We start from the raw sequence: 19019 nt of genomic DNA, 5'->3' as shown, positions 1-19019 counted from the left end.
GGAAATAGTCCGGCACTGTCCAGTCGCGGTCGTGCCGCCCGGGATGCCCGGAGAAGAGGGTGCAGACCGCGGAGTTGACCTGACCAGGCGGGTTTCTGACGGACACCTCGCAAACGCCACGACATCGAGCCGCTCGCGGTCGGCCCATCTCACAGCCGTCCCGTCGGCATGCGGTCCTGCCTCGACGGGACGTGAGTAGACACCGATCGCGTGGTGCGGACCAGGATGCCTCGGCTCGAGTTCGCACTCCAGCTGCCTGTCGGCGGCCTCGGCTCGCTGCGGGACCTCGGAGAGCATCCCTAGCTCCCGCTTGACGCGGCATCAGAGTTGTTCCTCCGCACGGCACGGGCGGCGTTGCTCTCAAGATCCGAAGGCCAGCAGTGGGACGTTGTAGAGATCCGGGTTCGTCGGGCGGGTCATTACGGGTGCGGTGACCTCGACTACGAGCATTTCGACCAGGAACTGGACGCGGGCGCTGAGTAGATGGCTCGTGTATCCGTTGGCCGACCGCGCCTTTTCGCCCAGAGTTGTGTGGACATGCGGCATGACCGAGTCCGTCTCAGCGTCGTAGGCGAGCGTTCCGCACCCCATGGCCTCCACGCCCGTGACGTGCACCTTGCTCCAGACCGGAGCCTCGGGATCTTCGAGCTTCTCGCATGCACCAACGATGTCGGCCTCCGCGAAACCAGCGATGAACATCGGGATGTAGCCGTGCCGGACGCCGGCCTCGCGGCAAAACTCGGCGAGGGTCGGAAAGAAGTCGTCGCCGTGGTCAAAATTCACGCCGAAAGTCCGGCCGGTGGTCAGTTCAAAGCTGCGCAAGATGATTCTCCGGAGGCTGCTGGGGCGGTTACGGGATGACGCTGAAGAACTCGGTGATCTGGTCCTTGTCCAAGGCGATCATCAGGAGTAGCTGCAGCAAGATGCGCGCCTTGATCGGATCCAACGTGCTGGCGGAGATCAACCCGCGAGCGAGCAGGTCGGATTCGGATCCGGGGAAGCCGTAGGTCTGCCTGAGTACGGGGCCGGACCCGGTCCGCGTAGCCAGGACGACTGGCATGCGCTTGGCGAGATCGGTAAGCGCGTCTACGCAGGCCATAGGTACATGCCCTGCGCCGAACGCTGCGATCACCAAGCCGTCAGCCTGGTCACCGATGGCTTGAAGGATTGCCCCGTCGTCTCCGAGACCGACCGTAGCGATTGCAGTGCGCGCGGGCGTGGTGGCACCTCGAGGATCGACCTTCGGGGAGTCGCTGGGACGCGTCATGATCCGCACTCGATCTTCCGCGACATACCCGAGCGGCCCAGGGTACGAGGTGAAGGCCGTAGGGCTCGTGGCGTGGGTCTTTCGGACCCAGCGGGCAGCGTGGATCTCCTCTCCGAAGACTACGACGGTGCCCGTGCCCCGCGCTTCGGTGCTGGCCGCGACGCGGATGGCGGCCAGCACATTTGCTGGACCATCTGCTCCGGCCAGGCTGGCGTTGCGCATCGCGCCTGTGACCACGATCGGCATGTCGCTGGTGGTGACGAGGTCCAGCAGATACGAGGTCTCCTCGATCGTGTCCGTCCCCTGAGTGATGACTACGCCGTCGACTGGGAGTGTCTCGATCGCCACGGCGAGATCGAGCAAGTCGGAGAAGGACAGCGATGCACCGGGGAGTCGGCGGAAGTCGTGAACCTTAACCGCGATTCCAGTTTCGGCAAGGCCCGGGACCGCTGCGACGAGGTCGTCGGCCGAGAGGGTCGGCGTCGCTCCGCCTCCCGTCTGCGCGGTCATCGCGATGGTGCCGCCGAGCGAGAACACGGCGACGCACCGGACGTTGTCGGTCATGTTTCCTATCTCCTTCGGGACAGCGAGTCAGTGATCGGCAGGGAGGGATCCCACGTACTTGCAGGCGGTATCGATGCCGGCTGCTGAGACGAGTCGGCTTCGGGATTGGATCAGACCGGATGATCCAGCCCTGGCGAGTTGGGCGCACCGCTGGACCAGCCAGGCCCACGGCAGATCGAGGTAATGGGCGAGAGCACGGAGTCGTCCAGCTGCCGTCGGCGCTGCGGTGACTGAATGCGCGTTGACGTCCTGCGCTGAGTTCGTGCAGTCGCGGACGATCGAGGATCGGGCTGTCACGTCGACATGCCACATGCCTTCGGCCCTGACCCAGTTGGCGATTACTGCTTCCTTGTCGGGGGCGACCACGAAGCCTTCGACGGCCTCATATGAGGGGTCGGTCGTGACTTGGGTGTGGATGCCCATCGCCTCCATCAGGGCCATGGAGAGGAACAACAGGATGCGCTCATGACGCGGGGAGGAGCAGACCACGCCCTCCGGGATGCAGAAGGCTCGGGTGCTCGTACCGCCGAGGGCCTTGGTGGTCTCTCGCAGGTACGGGTACTTGTGATCGAAGATCAGCCATGCGCTGGCCTCCTCCCCACGCTGCTCGCGGGTCCAGAACGCGGGCACCTCTGGCAGTTCCGGCAAAGCGCGGAGGATATGGCGAGCACAGAAGTCCGAGCCCAGCCACATGTGGGCGACAGCATTCAACCCGGGTGCAGCTTCCCGACTGACCGCAGACGCGGACAACCGCTCATATGCCTTGAGATCGCTGCGCGTCTCAGCGAGAACCTGGTCATCCGCCTGGAGCGCGTCGTCGTAGTTTGCGACAGCCCACAGGATGCCGTACGTCAGGTCATCCAGCTTGTAGGCGCTGGGAGCGGTGACTTCGTACACACCGCCGTTCTTCATCAGCCTGCCACATGCCTTGCGGCCGTCGAGGACGTAGAACTGCGAGGCATCCTCGGTGGCAATTGCAGCGACCAGCAGACTGCGATTCGGCCGGGTCAAGAACTCCTCGACCCGTCGCTGGTCAGGGACGGATACGACCACCCGTCCTTCATCGATGCGGGCGGGGTGGACCTGGAGCGAGAGCTGAGAGCCGAGCATGGAGCGACCGCCAGGAAGGAGAGCTTGCCAGTCGACACCGTAGTCAGGGTTAGGCCGGGATAGACGAAGGCCGGACCAGTTCTTGGTGACGCTCCTTGCGAAGCCGAATGGATCTTCTGACGCGTTGATTGCAACGGCTGCTGGCATGGTCAAACCAGCGGCCGTCGCTGCACCGATCCCCATCCCAGCGCGCAACACTGCGCGTCGATCAACCGCCACAAGTACCACCGTTCCATCGTCTAGACGTGCAGGGATGAAGATCCCTTCACCGCCCGACGGTGCCGCCTGGGATACGGCTGTGGCTAGGGCCAGCGATGCATCGGATACATGGAACGCCGAATCAGATACATGGTTGGGATCAGAGATCTCCCGGCCGATCTCCTGCCATAACTCGATCAGGAACCCGCCAGCGCCAAGTACCTTGTCGATCAGCTCCGCCTCGCTCCGGTCCTTCGGGGGGCGTGCACCGTTCTCCCATCGCTGCACCTTGGAGTGCGAAACGAACGTCTTGGCCGCGAAGTCCCTCATGGAGAGACCGCGCGCCTCGCGCAGCTCCCGGATCAAGTAGCCAAGGCGGTGCCGGGGCGACTGATCAGGCCTCAGCAGGTTCGGCCGCTGACCCACTTTGAGTCACCTCCATGTATCCAACTCGGTGTATCCGACGGATGGATACACGCCGGATCTAGAACCAACTCCCCCACCAGCCTTACCAATTGGGTGACGAAGTCGAAGCGGACCAGGGAGCACGGAACATGCGCAACGAGACGAAGGGAAGGGCGTCAGCCATTGCGCTTCTCGATCTTTTCGAGGCGCGCGGCGAGGGCGGCGACCTGCTCCTCAAGCGTTCTGATGGCTCGGGTAGTTGCGTCCTGCTCAGCGTCGCCAGCGGTGTCGCTGACGAACGAACCACGACCTTGATGGGAGTAGATCAGTCCGGCGTTACGAAGTTCGGTAAGAGCTCGCTGAACTGTGCCCGGCGCGATGCCGTATGTGTCGGCCAGTTCTCGTGTGCTCGGCAGCTTCGTGCCGGCCGTGAGCCGCCCCAAGCGGATCTTCTCGCTGTAGTCCTGGACGATCCGTTGATATGGCTGCACGGCCTCGTTGCTCATGAGCCACATCGTAGGACGACCCCCTTGGCTTAGCTAGCTTCCATAGCTTCCTCAACTAACCGCTTGACACGACCCTGACTGTATCAGCTAAGTTAGCTATGCCGATAACGTGGGCGCTAAAGCCTCCACTGCCACCGGCGCGGGATCCCGCAGAGTCCGCCAATCCGAAGGGAGCACCACCTCATGAACGTCACCCGTCGCCCCGCCGCCAGTCTCGCCACCGAGCACTCCGACGCTCAGACACTCGCGCTCCTGGAGGCGGTCGAGGTGCCGCTCCCCGACTTCACCGGCATCGACCTGGACGTCGCGTTCGGCACGCCGATGGAGATGTACGCCGCCGATCCCCTCCCTCACGAACAGCTGGACGGCCTGGACATCACCGCCGCCATCGCCGCGATCGAGGCCCGTGAGAACCGCATGCTTGCCGCCCGCGACATCGCCGCCACCGAGCCGACCGCCACCGAGCTGGTGCGCGAGCGCCTGGTCGACATGCTCCTCCCCTACGTCAGGCAGCTGCGCATCGCGCCGCAGGTCGCGGGCGCGCCGGTGCCGCTCGCGGCCTGAGGCCCCTCGCCCGCCGGGTCTTCAGACCCGGCTTCTTCACCCGGAACCGCCCCCGGCGGCGCCGGATGTGGGAGCCGGACCTCACAACCCAGCTCCTCCTTCAACTTCATACGTCTGGTTGTTCGGCTTACATGCCGGCTCGGGGTGACGAGTACGACGCGGTCCTCCGAGAGCAGCAGCCAGTTGTGCCACCCGTGGCCGTTGCGCTGCCCGTCGGTCAGGAGCAGGACCCCGTCCAGCTCCTGACCGGCGGAGAACGTAACAGCAAGGGAGAACTTGATGCGTCACAACGGACGTACCCCGCTTTTAGCCAGCACGATGCGGCCCGAACACCTCAACCTCCGCGAAGGCGATCCCCGCATGGCGGTCTGCCCCGACTGCCAGACGTGGCACCGCCTCACCCGTTCAATGATCACCCCGCACCGCTCCGGCGCCGGCGTCATCGCCTCCAACGACAGGCCCCACCGCTACTTCGGCGACAAACCGGCCGGCGGTCGCCGCTGCCCCGGCAGCGCACAGCGCATCACCATCGACATCACCGTCGAGCAGTGGGGCGAGAAGCTGCTCACGGCTGACAGCACGGCGACCGGCCGCCGCTCCGCCCGACAGCACTACAAGCCGCTCCCCGCGCTGGCCAAGCCCGTCGCAAGGATGACTCCGGCACCGGTGAACGCGGCCGACGTGCTCACTGCCTACCGCGAGCACCTCAAGAAGTGCCGGGCCAGGAACACGGCCGATTGCTGCGGTGGTACCCACCGCTGCATCGATGGCGCCCGGCTCGCCGCACTGTACGAGCAGCTGGAGCGGACCCAGCCGCGCCGAGACCGCGAGCACCAAGAAGATGCCCGCGTCGATGCACTGCTTACTCGCTACCGGGTGGCCACGGCCACGAAGAACACCGCAGCCGAGTGGGCGAAGCACCGCGAGGACACGGTCGACGCGAAGAAGGCCACGGCCAAGCGCAGCGGCACGACCGTCGAAGAGGCTAACAACGCATGCCGGATCCGACCGGCCGAGACGGTTTCCGAGTTCCGCGGCCCCGGCCTTCCACTGCTGACCGCTTGAGCTGAACACCGACGAACGACCACGGCCGCCGCCACCCCGACGAACGGGTGGCGGCGGCCGTGGCTGCTCGTACAGCAGCTACGGGGCCAACAGGGCCTCGAACGCGACGAACCCCCAGGGCTTGCACCCCCGGGGGTTCGTCTTCGCACGTCACCCTCTAGAGAAGGGCAACACGCGCATGCACAGGATGACATCCACTCAGGCCCGGCATACACGCCGGGCCGTACTCCAGTCCACGATCGACGCCGGCGCCCGCTGCGCCACCAGCGACCCGGACCTGTGGTTCCGCACCGACGGCGAGCCCCAGATCACCTGGCAGGCCCGCCGCGGCGAAGCGATCCGGGTCTGCAACGGCTGCCCGGTCCGCGCCGCGTGCGAGGAACTCGCCCTCCGTAACGGCGACGGCAACCACCGTGTCGACGACATGGTGCGCGGTGGACTCTCCGGTACCCAGCTCGCCGCCGCCCACGCCGCTCAGGCCGAGCGTCTGGCGGCCGCGGTCGACGCGGACCGCGACACCGAGGGCCGCCTGCTCGACGACCTGTCCATCGAGCTCCGCACCCAGGCCGGTCTCAACCCGGACGGCCGCCGCAACGGAGGCCGTCTCCACCAGGACGCGAACCGGACCGAGCAGAACCTCCGGATCCGAGCCCTCGCCGCCAGCATCCGCCAGATCCGTACCGCCCGCCGGGCGCGCACCGGCTGGGGGGTGGCGGCATGACCAGCATCCTCACCCCCTGTGCCGGGACGATCGACGACATCCGGCGCGAGGACGACCGCGGCGGGGACGACAGCCGCGGATACGAGCGGGACGAGACGGACCAGTTCCACCGGGTCGTGCGTCAGCTGGTCGCCGACGGCGACGACCGTGCCCGGGCCGCCGGCCGCCGGGTACGGCGCACCCTCGCCGAGATGTCGCCTGGCTACGCCCGCCAGCCGATCCTGCGGCTCATCCGACCGCTCAACTTCCAGGCGGCTGACGACGCCTGCGTGTTGTGCGGCTACTGGACGTGCCGCTGCGGCAGTGCGGAGGTGGCCCGATGACCACCTGCACCTCCTGCGGCGGCTCCGGCCAGCAGATGGTCACCGTCAACCACATCGGCGCTGACGGCACCCCCTACCAGGGCGTCGAGATGCAGACCTGCACCGACTGCAACGGCTCCGGTCAGACGAGCTGATCGAGCCCTGAACCTCCATATAAGCGGTGCCCGCACCGCCCAGCACAGGGCGGTGCGGGCCATTACCGCACGCGGTTTGGCCCACCCACTCGCCCTCGCCCTGCTCGCTGCAGCTGCCACGACGGCCGCCAAGGCGTGGGACGCCGGCCACCGCGTTACCGACACCCACCCCGCACCAAAGCGCCCCCGAGAGGCACCGCCCCTCATGACGAACCATCCGGCAGGCCGTCGTGCCTGACGACCTGCACACCCGCTACATGCACGCCACCGCCACCTGGAGTGCCCACCTCGACAACTGTCACCCCTGTCAGGGCAGCCAGCGCTGCCCGACCGGAGCCCAGTTGTACGAGCGGTTCAGCCGCCTTCAGGACGCCTACAACCAGCGCCTGCGCAGGCGCTGACCCCGAACCCCCGTGAGGAGCACAGACATGACGCTCACGCTCGACGAGTTCCGCGACCGGCACGGCGATCCAGCCACCTGGTGCACCGCTGAGATCGACAGCTACCTGACGACCGGGGACATGAACCCGCCTCCCCCGCCACTGCACAGCCACGCGGAGATGCAGGCCATCGCCGCCGACCACGCACAGTCGGCCGCCCGTCAGCAGGCGGTCGCCGACCGGCTCGCTGCAGACGGACACGCAACAGCGGCGGGGATCTGGGAGCGCGGCGCCGAGGAGTTTTGGCAGCACGCGGCGGCCGCGCACCTGGGCTGGCCGCATTACGAAGCCGTCCTCAACGGCTGGTGACGGTACAGGTTGCCTGATCCGCTCGCATCGACCCTCGCGGTTCGGGACGGGCGGTGAAGGGGAGCCGGAAAGTTCGGACCCGCGGCTCCCGCCCCCCGGGAGCCGCAGGCAATTTCTTGCCCGTCCCGCAGCACGTTTCGGGCCCAGCCGCCCGCACCCCGGGCTGCCCGCCCCTTCGTGCCGTCCGGTTCGGGAAGAGCCCCCGCCACGAGGTGTCCGCTTCGCGGGCGACCGTCCGCACCGAAGGCCCAACCCACGGGCCTTCGGGTCCGGCGACCGTCGTTTCGGGAACGCCCCGACGCGTTTCGGGAGCACCGGCCGCCGTTTCGCGCACACCCTGAACCGCCCATTCCGGAGGTACCCATGACGATCACTGAAGTGCCGCAGAGCGCGGCCACCGACACCCCCGTTTCGCGCCCGCCGACCCTCGTTTCGGACGCACCCGACTTCGTTTCGGAAACGGCCGGAGGCGTTTCGCGGACGCCGAAGCGGAACCCGGACCAGCCCGGTCGCGACCGGCTGATGACCGGCCTGTCGCTCGCCGCCGCGATCGGCGGAACACTCGTCGGCGTCATCGGCTTTGCGATGTCCTACGACACCCTCGCTCAAGTTGCCCTGAGCTGGGGATTCAGCGACAGGCTGGCACCGTGGTTCCCGGTCGGCGTGGACGCGTCGATCATCGCGTTCCTCGCGCTGGACCTGTACCTGATCCGCAAGAACACCCCCTGGCCGCTGCTGCGGATGGCCGCCCACGCCATGACGGGGGCCACGATCTGGTTCAACGCGTCCTCGCAGGGCGCCATCCAGGCCGACCCGGTCAAGGCCGCCTCCCACGGCGTCATGCCGGTCCTCTTCGTGATCGGCGTGGAGGCTGCCCGCCGCCTGATCATCCAAAAGGCCAGGTTGGAGGCGGGGACGGCGGCCGACCGGATCCCGCTGCACCGTTGGATCCTGAGCCCATTTGCGACGCCCCGGTTCTACCGACGGATGCGGCTGCACGGCGTCACCAGCTACCTGGAGATGATCCGGCGTCAGCAGGAGCTCATCGGCTACGAGCAGTGGCTCAAGCGCAAGTACAAGGGTGACCTGAGCAAGGCGAGTGAGGATGAGCGGCTGCCGATGAAGATGGCAGCCTACGGCTACACCGTCTCCGAGGCCCTCGCGATGCCTGAGCAGCAGGAACGCGAGGCGGAGAAACGGGCGGAGGAGGCCGAACGCCGGCGTCTGGATGCACAGACGCGCCGGGAGCTCGCGCAGAAGAAGGCCGAGGCCGACCGGCTGGAGGCCGACGGCCAGCTCGAGACCGTCCGCGCCCGAGTCGAGGGCCAGACCGGCCAGGCCCGCGCCCACGCCCGCGCCCAGGTCAGCGCCGCCGAGCGGGCCGCTGAGCTGGAGGAGCAGGCACTGGAGACGGCCGTCATCGCCGAAGCCCGCGCCCGTCAAGCCGAGGCCGAGCGCATGCAGGCACACGAGCGCGAGGCGAAGGCTGCCGCCGACCTCCAGGCGGCCGAGCTGGAGCGCCAGGCAGCACAGAAGCGGAAGGAGGCGGCGGAGGCCGACCGGGTCGCCGCGGCGGAGGCACAGGCCCTCGAGACGGCAGAGATCGCCGAGGCCCGCAAGCGTGCTGCCGAAGCGAATCAGGCCGCTGCCGAAATAGAGCGGGCTGCCTCCGAAACGCGACGCGCTGCTGCCGAACTCGACGCCAACAGGGCGGAGGAGGAAGCGCGCCGGGAGACCGCTGTTGCCAACACGCTGCTTGCCCAGAAGGCCGCTGCCGAAGCGGAGATGGCCGCTGCCGAAACGCGGCTCGCCGTCGCCGAAATCGAGCGGAGCGCGGTCGAAACCGAGGACGCCGCGAAGCTCACCCCGCGCGAGCGCGCAGTCCGCAAGGTCGCCCGGATGATCCTGACGGCCGCCAGTGGCGAAGCCGACCAACTGCCGCTCGCCGACATCCAGCGCGAGCTGCAGGTCTCCTCCACAGACACCGCGTCCAAGTACCGCCAGGAGGCGGCCGAGCTGCTCGCCGACGGCTACCGGCCCTGATCCGCCCCTTGGGCACCACCAGTGGGGGCCACCCGCATCGAGCGGGACGGCGACGAGATCGCCGTGGCGGCCTAAAAAGGGCCGCTGAGCTGCACGAATGACTCGCTTCGACGGTTCCACCGGTCCCCGAGATGCTGATACCACCTCGGGGACGCGGCGAAGGCGCCGAAGCGCCGGCACCACCTTCTCATTCCAACCCACTCGTCATGGAGGAGAACCGGCAGTTGACCAGCACAAACGGAGATCGACCGACCTGGGAACGCAAGCGGGCCCAGAAGCGTCAGGACGTCAGGGCGCAGCGAACCGCGAACCACCATCAGGAGCTACGCCGGCAGGGCGCGGCGCGCGGCTTTAAGGGCGTCGCCGAGGCGGAGTGGAACATCGTGCGCTCGGCAATCGGCAGGCTGCCCCAGGAACAGAGAGACGACCTGTGGAGACAGACGGCAGCGACCCTTCGCCAGATCGCGGAGAACGCCGCAGTTCAGAAGCCCTGACGTTGGCCACCTCGAATGGTCATCCAAGCCCTTGAACTGCCCGCCCCCACAGCCTCCTCGACGCTTCGGCGGCTGGAGAAAACGGAAGCCGTCGTCCACCTGCGCTTCGGCTTCTGGGACGGGAAGCGAACCCCCAGGCCGTGATATTCGCACCCCACGGACAAACCGTCATATACGCACCATTCGCATCGGGGTCGGGAGCGTATCCGGACCCCTAACGCGTAGGCGCGCCCACGAGCGCGCGCGACAGTACAGGCCGCCTTGCGTAATCGGCAAGCCGTGGCCGCACCGGCTTTGGATCACCAAACCCGGCAGAAACGGAACCCTTGGAGGGGACACAAATGGCAACTGTGGACGCTGCGGTTGGCGCCGGCGTCGGTGCCACATGCATCGCCCTGTCGGTCGCGTTCCAGATGATCGCCCGTAAGGGCGGCGGAAGCGGCAGCAAGACCGGCAAACACTACGGAAATGGCGGCCGGGGCGGCGGCAAGCTCCTGTCAAAGCTGGAGATGCCACGCCTGCACATCGCGCTATGGATCGCGGGCGGCCTCGGCTTCGCCGGCACCCGGCTGGGCGGCTGGATCAACACCGTCCTGTCATGGTGCAACGAAAAGGTCGCCGGACTGATGACCCAGTGGGTCGGCATCGGCCTGGGCTGGCTCGTCAGCCTCGCCCTGGTCGTGCTACTCATCTGCGACATCCGCGACGACAAGGCCGCCCCCCGAACCCTCGGCATCGCCGCCGCCGCGCCATTCGCGGTCGTCGCGATCCCCGGCACGGTCGGCGCTGCCGCCGCGGCCGTCATCGCCTTCATCTCCACCGGGATCGGCGGCATCGTCGCCGGCCTCTTCGGACTCGGCTGAGAAGGGCCCAACTCGTGGAACCACTCACCCTCTTCGTCATCGCCTACCTGGTCGGCAAGGGCCTGGCCAACGGCAGCAACAACGTGAAGAAGGCCCACGACACCAACAAGGAGAAGCTGTCCCCGAAGAAGAACGGCGACAAGGCCGGCAAGGGCACCAACATCGCGGCCGGGATGCTCACAGCCGGGACCGCTGTCTACACCTTCGGCTCCGGCTTCAAGCACGGGTGGAAGGAAGCCTGGCCCGAAGCCCGCCAGGTCGTCACCGCCCAGCGCGCGAAGAACCGAGCCCTCAAGGAAGCAAAAGCGAAGGGCGACGCCGTCCCCACCGGAGACGGCCGGCCTCCGCTGACCGAAGCCGACGGCGCGGGCCTCGTCCCGCCACCCCGACCCGGCGACCCCCCATCGTCCACCGCCCCGGACGGCATGGTCCCCGCACCACCGTCCTTCCCACCCACCGTCTCCGGCCCGGCATCCGCCGGGCCGTTCTCATCTACCCCTGGGAGCAGCACTGTGACGACCCCCGGCAACATCGAGGTCCGCTCCGTCGACACCCTCGTCATCTGGCTCGAGGACACCCTCGAGTTCGCCAACCGCGAGCGCGACGACGCCGTCGCGGCCGTGCGCCGCATCCGGGACCTGGAGGGCAAGGTCGAGAACGCGTACAACGCGGCCGCCTCCGCGAAGTACGACCGCCAGGTCCTCACCAAACTCGCCTCGCTGCGCGAGCAACTGGCCAAGCTCCGTACCGCCCGCGAGAACGACGCCGGCAACAGCGCGGACGCGGCCGGAAACTCCGAGATCACCGGCCAGAACGTGCTGGCCCGGCACGGCGGCATCAACGAGGCCGCCGCCGCCGCCCCGGCCGACATGGCCGAGTCCACCACCTACATCGACTGACCTGCCCCTCCCCCGTTCCTCCTCACCTGACCAGAGAGGCACCACCCATGGCAGAGATCTCCTACCGGGAACTGCTCGCCACCATCGCCCGGCTGATCGCAGCGACCAGCGCCGAAGCGCAGGCGGCTGACCAGCGCCGGGCCCGGATCGAAGCGAAAGCCACCGAGTCCCACGCCGTCATCGGACGGCTCACCGAACTCGACTTCGACGAAGACACCCGGCGCGACATCACCACCATCGCGGCGAACTTCACGGGGCAGGCCCGCGGCGCGGTCGAGGCGGCGAACGCGGCCCGCGACCTGAACACGGGCGCTCAGGACGCCGCTGACACCGTGCAGAAGAACCACGGCGGCATCCACTCCGCCGTCCAGTCCGCGCCCGTCGCACCGGCCAAGAACACCGCCTACACGCGCCTGTGATGTGACCGCACGGCCGCAGCCCAACCCACTGCACCACCGGGTTGGGCTGCGGCCGTGTGCCTCACACGCACAAGCCCGACCCCGCACCGCCCCTCTCTTCCCGCGACACCGCCCCATTTCGGCGGGACCGGTCCCCGCGGGGCCGGCCTGCCGCGCCCTTTCCCGGAGGTCCCGAGTTGTCCGCCACACGCACGCCCGCACCCGACCGGGTCGTCCTGGCCAAGGAGCCGGAGACGGCCGACACCGCCACCGATGCTTCCACCGCTGTACGGGCGTTCCGCGCCGTGCGCCGCTGGCGGTGGCGCAACCGCCGCCACCTCACCCCCCTCTACGGGTCGGTCGCCCTCGCCGCCTACGGACAGGCCCTGACCTCCGCCCCACACGGCACGGCCGGTGCCGTGGCGACCGACGCGGCCGCGACGGCCGCGTTCTACGCCTGGACGAAGTGGCGTGCCAAGGACGGCTGGGACAACCGCCCCGCCCAGTTCCTGGCCCGCCACCGCACCCTGCCGAGTCCGCCCGGCAAGCCGCTGCGCCGGGACGAACTGCTGCGCTCGGCCGGCGCGGTCGGCTCCGCGGCCGTGCTCACCACACTCATGCCCGCCCTGGACGCCGGGCCGTTCGAGCCGGGGATGGCCGGGGTGTGGTGGCTCGGCTGGCTGCCCTCGGTCGCGATCCCGTGGTGGTACCGGCGACGGATCCGGCCCACCCAAGAGGAGATCCCCGAGGGTCTGGAGGCGCGCGTGGAGCGCTGGCTGGCCACGGTCGGCTCCGCCAAGGGCGCCCTGCCCGGCGCGGAACTCGTCGACCCCGTCGACATGGACGTCGAAGGCGCGTGGCAGGGCACCATCGCCCTGGACGCGGTCCGGCACACCACCGACGACGCCATCGCCGCCACCAAACGGATCGCCGCCGCGTTCGGTGTCTCCGTCACCTCCATCTCCGTCGAAGGCGACCACACCGGCAACGCAGCCCTGGCCCGCCTGCAGGTCTACCAGCGCAACCCGCTCAAGGCAGTGCCCGTCTTTCCCGGCCCGCAGGTCCTGGACAAGAAGACCGGGATCGCCACGATCGGCTGGTACATCGACGGCACCCCGGCGATGTACCAGATGTGGCGCCCAGGCTGGGGCGCCGTCCACTCCCACATCTCCGGCTCCACCGGCGCCGGAAAGTCCGCGATCTTCCGATCCCTCTTCGCAATCGAGAAGCAATCCGGCCTCGTCGTCTCCTGGGGCGGCGACCCCCAGTACGGCAAAAGCTTCGGCTTCTGGCAGGACTACCTGGACTACTTCGCCTGCGGCCCCGACGAGTGCATGGGCATGCTGATCGCCGCCAACACCGAGCTCGACCGCCGCTCCAAAAACAGCGCCGTATCCACCTGGGTCGACGCCGACGGCGACACCATGTACGGCGAGACCGACTGGGAACCCGGAGAAGACCCGCTGCTCGCCGTCACCATCGACGAGTGGCAAGACGTCTGGGGCGCCTACGGCGACGAAGCCATCGAACTCGCCGTCCGCATCGCGATCCTGGGCCGCAAGTGCGGCATCAAACTCCGCCTCGGCACCCACCTGCCGACCCTGGAATCCCTCGGCAGCTCCAAGCTCCGCCAGCCACTCACCGCGGGCAACAACATCGCCCTGCGCACCACGGAACGGTCAGCCGGCTACGTCATCAATCTCCCCGCCGACCCCAACGACATCCCCGCCGTGTGGCCGGACGAGATCGGCGTGCCCACCTCCGGTCTCGGCTACATGAAGGGCGTCCAGGAACGAGCCGCAGTCTTCCGCGGATGGTCCCCCGAAGCGAAGGAAGTCGCCACCCGCTGGGCGAAGAAAGCCGACACGATCGCCGAACTCACCCCGGGCGCGGGCGAGAACATCGGCCCGCTCTACACCCAGTGGCGTGACCGCCTGGCAGCCCGCCGGGCCGGTGAAGAGCCGCCGGTACCGGGCGTCAACGACGACGGCGAGGAAGCCACCGCCAAGGCCGGCACCGCGACGGTGCCGCCTGTGGTCAAGCAGCGCCAGACACCGGTCAGCGAACTCACGGCCCTGATCCAGGCCGAGGCCAAGCCCGCCTCCGGCACGAAGAAGACACAGATCCTCGCCTTCGTCGCCACCCAGCGGATCACCACCACCGGCCTCATCGCCGACCGGCTAGGCATCCCGCTGTCCACCGTCTCCTCGACCCTCACCCGTGCCGCGAAGAAGGGAGAAGTCGAAGCACTCGCCCACGGTACGTGGGCGCCGGTAGTCGCTGACGCGGCCTGACCCTGAGCAGCGGTTCGGCGGCTCCACTGAGCCCCCGCCACCCGGCGCACAACGGGTCGCGGGGGCTTGGCAAATCCGCCGAAGCCCCCCGACCCCGAACCGACCGCGCCGCTATCTGGAGTCCCTGATGAGCTACGAGAAAGACCTCCAGGCCGACCAGACAGTCGGCTCCTACATCCCTGTCCGCCACACCACGGCCACCGTCCTGCAGCCCGTACCGCAGGGCCCGCTCTCCGCGCCGCTGCCTGCCGCGCCGGACCTGACGCTCTACCCGGTCCCGGTGCCCGGAGCCGTTCCTGTCGTCCTGCCGGACGGGCGGACCGCCTGGGGCAAGCCCGTAGAGCCCCGGCTGGAGGTCATTCCCCCTGCCGGGGCGCCGCGCGAGGCGATACCCGGCTGGGCCAAGGCCATCTGCGCGGTGGCCGGCAGCCTCACGCTCATGGCACTGGGAAGCGCGATCGCCCTGCGTATCGCCGCACCCGCTCTGGGAGGACTCGTGGACCTGCTCGAGATGGTCTGGAAGGTCACGCTCACGCTGGCCGTCATCTTCTTCGGCTTCGGCCTCGTCGGCCGCTACTTGCTGTCCACGGCCGGACCCAGCGCGGCCGAGTCCCCCGGCCAGAACGCGCAGCCGATGGTGTTCGCCCCGCGGATCAATACCGGCGGCAACCGCCTCATCGGCCGCAGCGGCGACGTCAACATCCAAGTCGGCGACCGCAACAAGCAGTAACTCCCCAACGCCCGCCGATCTGCCCGGGCCCCGGATCCCCGCGCACCGCGGCGGCTCCGGGGCCCGGACAGGCCGACCGGCCTCACACAATCCCCCTTCCGCAGCCATCCCTGCGGATGCGGACAACCCACAAGGAGAGCAGCCGTTTTGGCGAAAGCGCCCGCCGTCATAGGTGTCCTCACCGAGCCCGCCCCACCGACCTGGTGGAGGGCCAACCGCCACAAAGCCCTCCTGGTCCTCGGCCTCATCGGCGGCATCTACCTCGGCACCCACAGCAGCGACGCCGCGCCCCGCACCGACACGCCTCGGCCAGCACACACCGCGCCCGTCAACCCTGGCACCGACAGCACGGTCAACCCCGCACCCCGCCCGACGCCCTCGCACTGACCGACCCAAGGAGGCAGCAGCCCATGAACAACACCGTCCCCTTCCCCGAGCAGAAGCGCCGCGACGACAACGAACAGCCCACCGCACCACCGCCGCCCACCGGGTGGCAGCGATTTGCCGACCCGGCGGTCGACTGGGCCAGTGACCGCATCGAGGACATCCTCGACGCCCCCACCTACGGCTGGAGGGGCATGGCCACCTGGCTCAAGGCCCTCATCATCGTGACCGGCACAGCCTTGATCCTCTGGGCCACCTGGTGGGGCATCACCGCACTCATCGGCGCCGTACGCGCCGCCGAATGGCATTCGCAAGGAACCGGGCTGATCGCCACGATGCACCAGCCCGTCCGGGACTACCTCCAGACACACACCGCCAAGCTCCCCGTCTCCGCGACCACCGCCTACACCGCCTGGCAACTCTTCGGCACGGCCTCATTCATCGCCAGCTGGTGGCTGCGCGCCACCGGCGCCCGCCTCACCTGGGCCATGTGGGGGGCTTGCACCACCGGAATGATCTGGACCGCCTCCCCAGCCACCGGCCGCGCCCTCGCAACCGGCCTCGCCGCCCTCACCTGGGCCGCCGTCTCTACCCTCGCCCTGCGTGGCCTGACCCTGCGCCCCTCCTCCTTTGTCCACGTCCACAACGACATCCAGACCCCGCCCGTCCACGTCCGCCCCAACATCCACCTCCCCCAGCCCGTCGTCGAACGCGTAGAGATCAACGGACGCGAGCTCCGCTCCGCCAACTGACCAGCCTGACCGCTGCCCGTCCGGCCCGCGCATCCCGCGCGAGCCGGACGGAGAAGGCCAACCCGCAGGACAAGGAAATCGTCCCCCCAGCCGAAACGATGGAGGGTCGAGCAGACCGACGGGATCCTGATACTGAACCGGCGCCTAGTCCGCGACTACCAACACCAGCCGGCCTCCTCCGTCTCCCGCGTCTACTGGGCCATGACCCACACCATGCCCCCCGGCTCACCGGTACGACCACCCTCACCTGGCACGACCCGCAGGCGGTGCCCGCAAGAACCCTGCTTGTGTGCCCTGCATGGCCCTCCCTCCCTGGACCCACGGCGCCCGTGTCGGAGTCCGAGAACGGGCCCGCGTTAATCGTTGGTGTGTGACCCCGTGGCCCTTGTACGTTGGCATCGCGACCGCGCCTCCGATGCGCTCGGCTGCGGCTACTTCCTTCTGACAACCAAGTGACGCCGCCGCCCTCTTTGATCTCGGCAGGCGCGGGCGTCTTCGCCCCATCGAACCTTTTGCCGGGGCCGTCCAATCCTTTGAATCCGGGGGAATTCGCTGCCTCGTTACACCCCACGCGTCTCCAAGATCTGGCCCGAGATGCTCGTGGCCCCGCACGTCTCAGCGGCCGCCCGCTCCCTGCCCCCACCACTGCTCCATCATGGGCCCGCCAGGCCGGACTTCCGCACCTATGAGGGCGGCCCGGCCTTCGCCCGGGAGCCCCGCGAGGAGCTCTTCCTCCTTGCGGTCGGCAACTTCGTCTCCCAGCGAACCTTTTACGAAAGTGGTGAGGAGCGGGACGACCGGTACGCCCGTCTCGTCGGTGAACTCGCTGTCCAGGACCCCGTGTGGACGGCCGGCCTGCTGCGCTGGCTTCGCAGCGAGGGCAACATGCGCACGGCGTCCCTGGTGGGTGCCGCCGCGTACGTGCGGGCCCGGCTCGAGGCTGGCGCGTCCGGAGGCCCGTCCAACCGGTCCGTGATCGACTCGGTGCTCCAGCGCGCCGACGAGCCCGGCGAGCTGCTCGCCCACTGGATCTCGGAGTACGGGCGGAACGTGCCCCAGCCCGTGAAGCGGGGCATTGCCGACGGCGTACGCCGGCTGTACACGTCCCGTTCCCTGCTCAAGTACGACACCGTGTCCAAGGACTTCCGCTTCGGTGACGTGCTCAACCTGGTGCACGCCTTCCCCGACCCGGACAAGCCCTGGCAGGGCGCGCTCTTCCGGTACGTCCTGGACCGCCGCCACCACCCAGAGCAGGCGGTTCCGCCAGCCTCCGACCACGTGTTGACCGCCCACCGGGCACTGATGGAGTTGGCTGCAGACGAGCGGTCGGCGGTGGTGTCCGGGCCGGGCGGCTCCGAGCGGCTGGCCGCGGCGGGCATGACGTGGGAGGCCCTGGCGGGCTGGCTCCACGGACCGATGGACGCCGCCGTCTGGGAAGCGGTGATTCCCACGATGGCGCCGATGGCGCTCCTGCGGAACCTGCGGAACTTCGACGAGGCGGGGGTCTCGGACGAAGTCGCGGCCCGGGTCGCCGCACGGCTCTGGGACGCCTTCGAGGTCGCCCGGTCCCGGCAGTTCCCCTTCCGCTACCTGGCTGCCCACCAGCACGCGCCGTCGCAGCGCTGGGCGGTCGCGCTGGAACGGGCACTGGGCCACTCCCTGGCCAACGTACCGTCCTTGCCCGGCCGGACTCTGATCCTGGTGGACCGGTCCGACTCCATGTTCTGGGACACCGTCTCCGAGCGGTCCAAGCTGACTCGGGCGGACGCGGCGGCTGTGTTCGGGACCATGCTGGCCATGCGTGCCGAGCAGGCGGATCTGGTGGAGTTCGGCTGGCGCAGCGCAGAGGTGCCGTTCGAGCCGGGCGATTCGGTGCTCGAGGTGCTGAAACGGTTCCACACTCTCGGAGGCACCCACACGACGAAGGCGGTGCGGTCTCATTACCGGGAGCACGACCGGGTCCTGATCGTCACCGACGAGCAGGCCGCCCCCCACGGCCCCGGCGGGGGCGGGCCGGCCGAACCGGTTCCAGCCGATATTCCGGTCTACACGTGGAACCTGGCGGGGTACCGGCCCGCCCACGGCCCCACGGGCCCCCACCGGCACACCTTCGGCGGCCTCACGGACGCCGCGTTCCGGATGGTCGGCCTCATCGAGGCCGGCCGCGAGGCCGCTTGGCCGGGGGCCGCTGAGCTGGCCGGATCCGAAAGACACTAGAAGACTCATGAAGATCTTGGTGAGGGGTTGTCCGGCCGTAAGCCGGGCGGCCCCTCGGTCCATGCGGTGGCTGGGTTGATCGTCCAGGCTCCGTCTGTGCGGGTGAGTCCGAGGTTGATCAGTCGGCGGAGCGCAGCGGCACGGGTGTGGAGCCAGATGTTGTTGGCGATGGTGCCGCGGTAGCGGAGTTTGCGGTTGCCGTGGTGGACGAGCCAGGAGACTGTGCGTGCGACCGGTGGTCGCCAGCGGCGGTAGCTCCAACTCGTCCAGCCGGGGCAGCATCGTCGGATTGACCGAAAGCTTGGGCCATCTGATGCAGGTCGTCGTGGAGAGTGGCGA

General features: G+C 68.7%; 21 protein-coding genes and 2 pseudogenes. 18 read left to right on the top strand and 5 right to left on the bottom strand.

From position 1 onward, the window contains the following. Positions 1-360: 360 nt before the first annotated feature. The 4 genes from OG963_RS43200 to OG963_RS43185 all read right to left on the bottom strand — a co-directional run bounded on the left by OG963_RS43200 (position 361) and on the right by OG963_RS43185 (position 4050). A complete protein-coding gene (locus OG963_RS43200) occupies positions 361-822 on the bottom strand; it encodes a PCC domain-containing protein (protein ID WP_331749926.1) in 462 nt (153 codons plus the stop codon). Positions 823-850: 28 nt separating this feature from the next. Further along, positions 851-1831 (bottom strand): asparaginase, encoded by a 981-nt coding sequence (locus tag OG963_RS43195; protein ID WP_331749924.1) that lies wholly within the window; start codon positions 1829-1831, stop codon positions 851-853. Positions 1832-1858: 27 nt separating this feature from the next. Beyond that, entirely contained in the window at positions 1859-3505 is a 1647-nt protein-coding gene (locus OG963_RS43190) for a helix-turn-helix domain-containing protein (RefSeq protein ID WP_371800381.1), read from the bottom strand. A gap of 215 nt (positions 3506-3720) precedes the next feature. Next, positions 3721-4050: a winged helix-turn-helix domain-containing protein gene (locus OG963_RS43185; protein ID WP_331749917.1), complete on the bottom strand. Its 330-nt coding sequence runs from the start codon at positions 4048-4050 to the stop codon at positions 3721-3723. A gap of 183 nt (positions 4051-4233) precedes the next feature. Between OG963_RS43185 and OG963_RS43180 the strand changes: the two genes are divergently transcribed. From OG963_RS43180 to OG963_RS43095, 18 genes and pseudogenes are all read left to right on the top strand, one after another. Further along, positions 4234-4614, top strand: a complete 381-nt coding sequence (locus OG963_RS43180) for a hypothetical protein (RefSeq protein WP_331749915.1) — start codon at positions 4234-4236, stop codon at positions 4612-4614. A gap of 279 nt (positions 4615-4893) precedes the next feature. Next, positions 4894-5679, top strand: a complete 786-nt coding sequence (locus OG963_RS43175; RefSeq protein WP_331749913.1) for a hypothetical protein — start codon at positions 4894-4896, stop codon at positions 5677-5679. A gap of 187 nt (positions 5680-5866) precedes the next feature. Continuing rightward, positions 5867-6400, top strand: a complete 534-nt coding sequence (locus OG963_RS43170) for a WhiB family transcriptional regulator (RefSeq protein ID WP_331749912.1) — start codon at positions 5867-5869, stop codon at positions 6398-6400. Beyond that, positions 6397-6723, top strand: a complete 327-nt coding sequence (locus OG963_RS43165; RefSeq protein WP_331749909.1) for a hypothetical protein — start codon at positions 6397-6399, stop codon at positions 6721-6723. The genes OG963_RS43170 and OG963_RS43165 overlap by 4 nt, the downstream gene beginning before the upstream one ends. After that, complete coding sequence (locus tag OG963_RS43160) at positions 6720-6857, top strand: hypothetical protein (protein ID WP_331749906.1); 138 nt, start codon at positions 6720-6722, stop codon at positions 6855-6857. Before OG963_RS43165 ends, OG963_RS43160 begins: the two co-directional genes overlap by 4 nt. 230 nt (positions 6858-7087) lie before the next feature. After that, positions 7088-7258, top strand: a complete 171-nt coding sequence (locus OG963_RS43155; RefSeq protein ID WP_331749901.1) for a hypothetical protein — start codon at positions 7088-7090, stop codon at positions 7256-7258. A 27-nt stretch (positions 7259-7285) separates the two neighbouring features. Beyond that, positions 7286-7606 (top strand): hypothetical protein, encoded by a 321-nt coding sequence (locus tag OG963_RS43150; RefSeq protein ID WP_331749898.1) that lies wholly within the window; start codon positions 7286-7288, stop codon positions 7604-7606. Positions 7607-7969: 363 nt separating this feature from the next. Then, positions 7970-9649, top strand: a complete 1680-nt coding sequence (locus OG963_RS43145) for a DUF2637 domain-containing protein (RefSeq protein WP_331749895.1) — start codon at positions 7970-7972, stop codon at positions 9647-9649. Positions 9650-9855: 206 nt separating this feature from the next. After that, on the top strand, positions 9856-10143 hold the full coding sequence (locus tag OG963_RS43140) for a hypothetical protein (protein ID WP_371800380.1): 288 nt from the start codon (positions 9856-9858) through the stop codon (positions 10141-10143). Between the two features lie 341 nt (positions 10144-10484). Then, positions 10485-11006 carry a hypothetical protein gene (locus OG963_RS43135; RefSeq protein WP_331749887.1) on the top strand — a complete coding sequence of 174 codons (522 nt, stop codon included), beginning with the start codon at positions 10485-10487 and terminating at the stop codon, positions 11004-11006. Positions 11007-11020: 14 nt separating this feature from the next. Then, positions 11021-11905 (top strand): hypothetical protein, encoded by an 885-nt coding sequence (locus tag OG963_RS43130; RefSeq protein ID WP_331749884.1) that lies wholly within the window; start codon positions 11021-11023, stop codon positions 11903-11905. Between the two features lie 47 nt (positions 11906-11952). Further along, entirely contained in the window at positions 11953-12324 is a 372-nt protein-coding gene (locus OG963_RS43125) for a hypothetical protein (RefSeq protein WP_331749882.1), read from the top strand. A 176-nt stretch (positions 12325-12500) separates the two neighbouring features. After that, positions 12501-14597 (top strand): helix-turn-helix domain-containing protein, encoded by a 2097-nt coding sequence (locus OG963_RS43120; protein ID WP_331749879.1) that lies wholly within the window; start codon positions 12501-12503, stop codon positions 14595-14597. Between the two features lie 127 nt (positions 14598-14724). Beyond that, positions 14725-15327 carry a hypothetical protein gene (locus OG963_RS43115; RefSeq protein WP_331749878.1) on the top strand — a complete coding sequence of 201 codons (603 nt, stop codon included), beginning with the start codon at positions 14725-14727 and terminating at the stop codon, positions 15325-15327. A 147-nt stretch (positions 15328-15474) separates the two neighbouring features. After that, complete coding sequence (locus OG963_RS43110) at positions 15475-15714, top strand: hypothetical protein (RefSeq protein WP_331749876.1); 240 nt, start codon at positions 15475-15477, stop codon at positions 15712-15714. Between the two features lie 23 nt (positions 15715-15737). Continuing rightward, positions 15738-16463 carry a hypothetical protein gene (locus tag OG963_RS43105; protein WP_331749873.1) on the top strand — a complete coding sequence of 242 codons (726 nt, stop codon included), beginning with the start codon at positions 15738-15740 and terminating at the stop codon, positions 16461-16463. 84 nt (positions 16464-16547) lie between these two features. After that, positions 16548-16738 (top strand): annotated as a pseudogene (locus OG963_RS43100) (IS5/IS1182 family transposase); the annotation flags it as partial. A gap of 319 nt (positions 16739-17057) precedes the next feature. Further along, complete coding sequence (locus OG963_RS43095) at positions 17058-18680, top strand: TROVE domain-containing protein (protein WP_331749871.1); 1623 nt, start codon at positions 17058-17060, stop codon at positions 18678-18680. A 5-nt stretch (positions 18681-18685) separates the two neighbouring features. Here the strand turns inward: OG963_RS43095 and OG963_RS43090 are convergent. Continuing rightward, positions 18686-18934: pseudogene (locus OG963_RS43090) on the bottom strand (hypothetical protein); the annotation flags it as partial. Positions 18935-19019: the final 85 nt, after the last annotated feature.

The organism is Streptomyces sp. NBC_01707 (assembly GCF_041438805.1).
Lineage (GTDB): Bacteria > Actinomycetota > Actinomycetes > Streptomycetales > Streptomycetaceae > Streptomyces.
This window is presented reverse-complemented; position numbering and strand designations above follow the sequence as displayed.

Bases quoted from the DNA above. Each gene is read 5' to 3' on its own strand.
- OG963_RS43195 (WP_331749924.1), bottom strand. From the start codon at position 1,831: ATGACCGACAACGTCCGGTGCGTCGCCGTGTTCTCGCTCGGCGGCACC.
- OG963_RS43185 (WP_331749917.1), bottom strand. From the start codon at position 4,050: ATGAGCAACGAGGCCGTGCAGCCATATCAACGGATCGTCCAGGACTAC.
- OG963_RS43180 (WP_331749915.1), top strand. From the start codon at position 4,234: ATGAACGTCACCCGTCGCCCCGCCGCCAGTCTCGCCACCGAGCACTCC.
- OG963_RS43175 (WP_331749913.1), top strand. From the start codon at position 4,894: ATGCGTCACAACGGACGTACCCCGCTTTTAGCCAGCACGATGCGGCCC.
- OG963_RS43170 (WP_331749912.1), top strand. From the start codon at position 5,867: ATGACATCCACTCAGGCCCGGCATACACGCCGGGCCGTACTCCAGTCC.
- OG963_RS43165 (WP_331749909.1), top strand. From the start codon at position 6,397: ATGACCAGCATCCTCACCCCCTGTGCCGGGACGATCGACGACATCCGG.
- OG963_RS43160 (WP_331749906.1), top strand. From the start codon at position 6,720: ATGACCACCTGCACCTCCTGCGGCGGCTCCGGCCAGCAGATGGTCACC.
- OG963_RS43150 (WP_331749898.1), top strand. From the start codon at position 7,286: ATGACGCTCACGCTCGACGAGTTCCGCGACCGGCACGGCGATCCAGCC.
- OG963_RS43145 (WP_331749895.1), top strand. From the start codon at position 7,970: ATGACGATCACTGAAGTGCCGCAGAGCGCGGCCACCGACACCCCCGTT.
- OG963_RS43140 (WP_371800380.1), top strand. From the start codon at position 9,856: ATGGAGGAGAACCGGCAGTTGACCAGCACAAACGGAGATCGACCGACC.
- OG963_RS43135 (WP_331749887.1), top strand. From the start codon at position 10,485: ATGGCAACTGTGGACGCTGCGGTTGGCGCCGGCGTCGGTGCCACATGC.
- OG963_RS43125 (WP_331749882.1), top strand. From the start codon at position 11,953: ATGGCAGAGATCTCCTACCGGGAACTGCTCGCCACCATCGCCCGGCTG.
- OG963_RS43115 (WP_331749878.1), top strand. From the start codon at position 14,725: ATGAGCTACGAGAAAGACCTCCAGGCCGACCAGACAGTCGGCTCCTAC.
- OG963_RS43105 (WP_331749873.1), top strand. From the start codon at position 15,738: ATGAACAACACCGTCCCCTTCCCCGAGCAGAAGCGCCGCGACGACAAC.
- OG963_RS43095 (WP_331749871.1), top strand. From the start codon at position 17,058: ATGCTCGTGGCCCCGCACGTCTCAGCGGCCGCCCGCTCCCTGCCCCCA.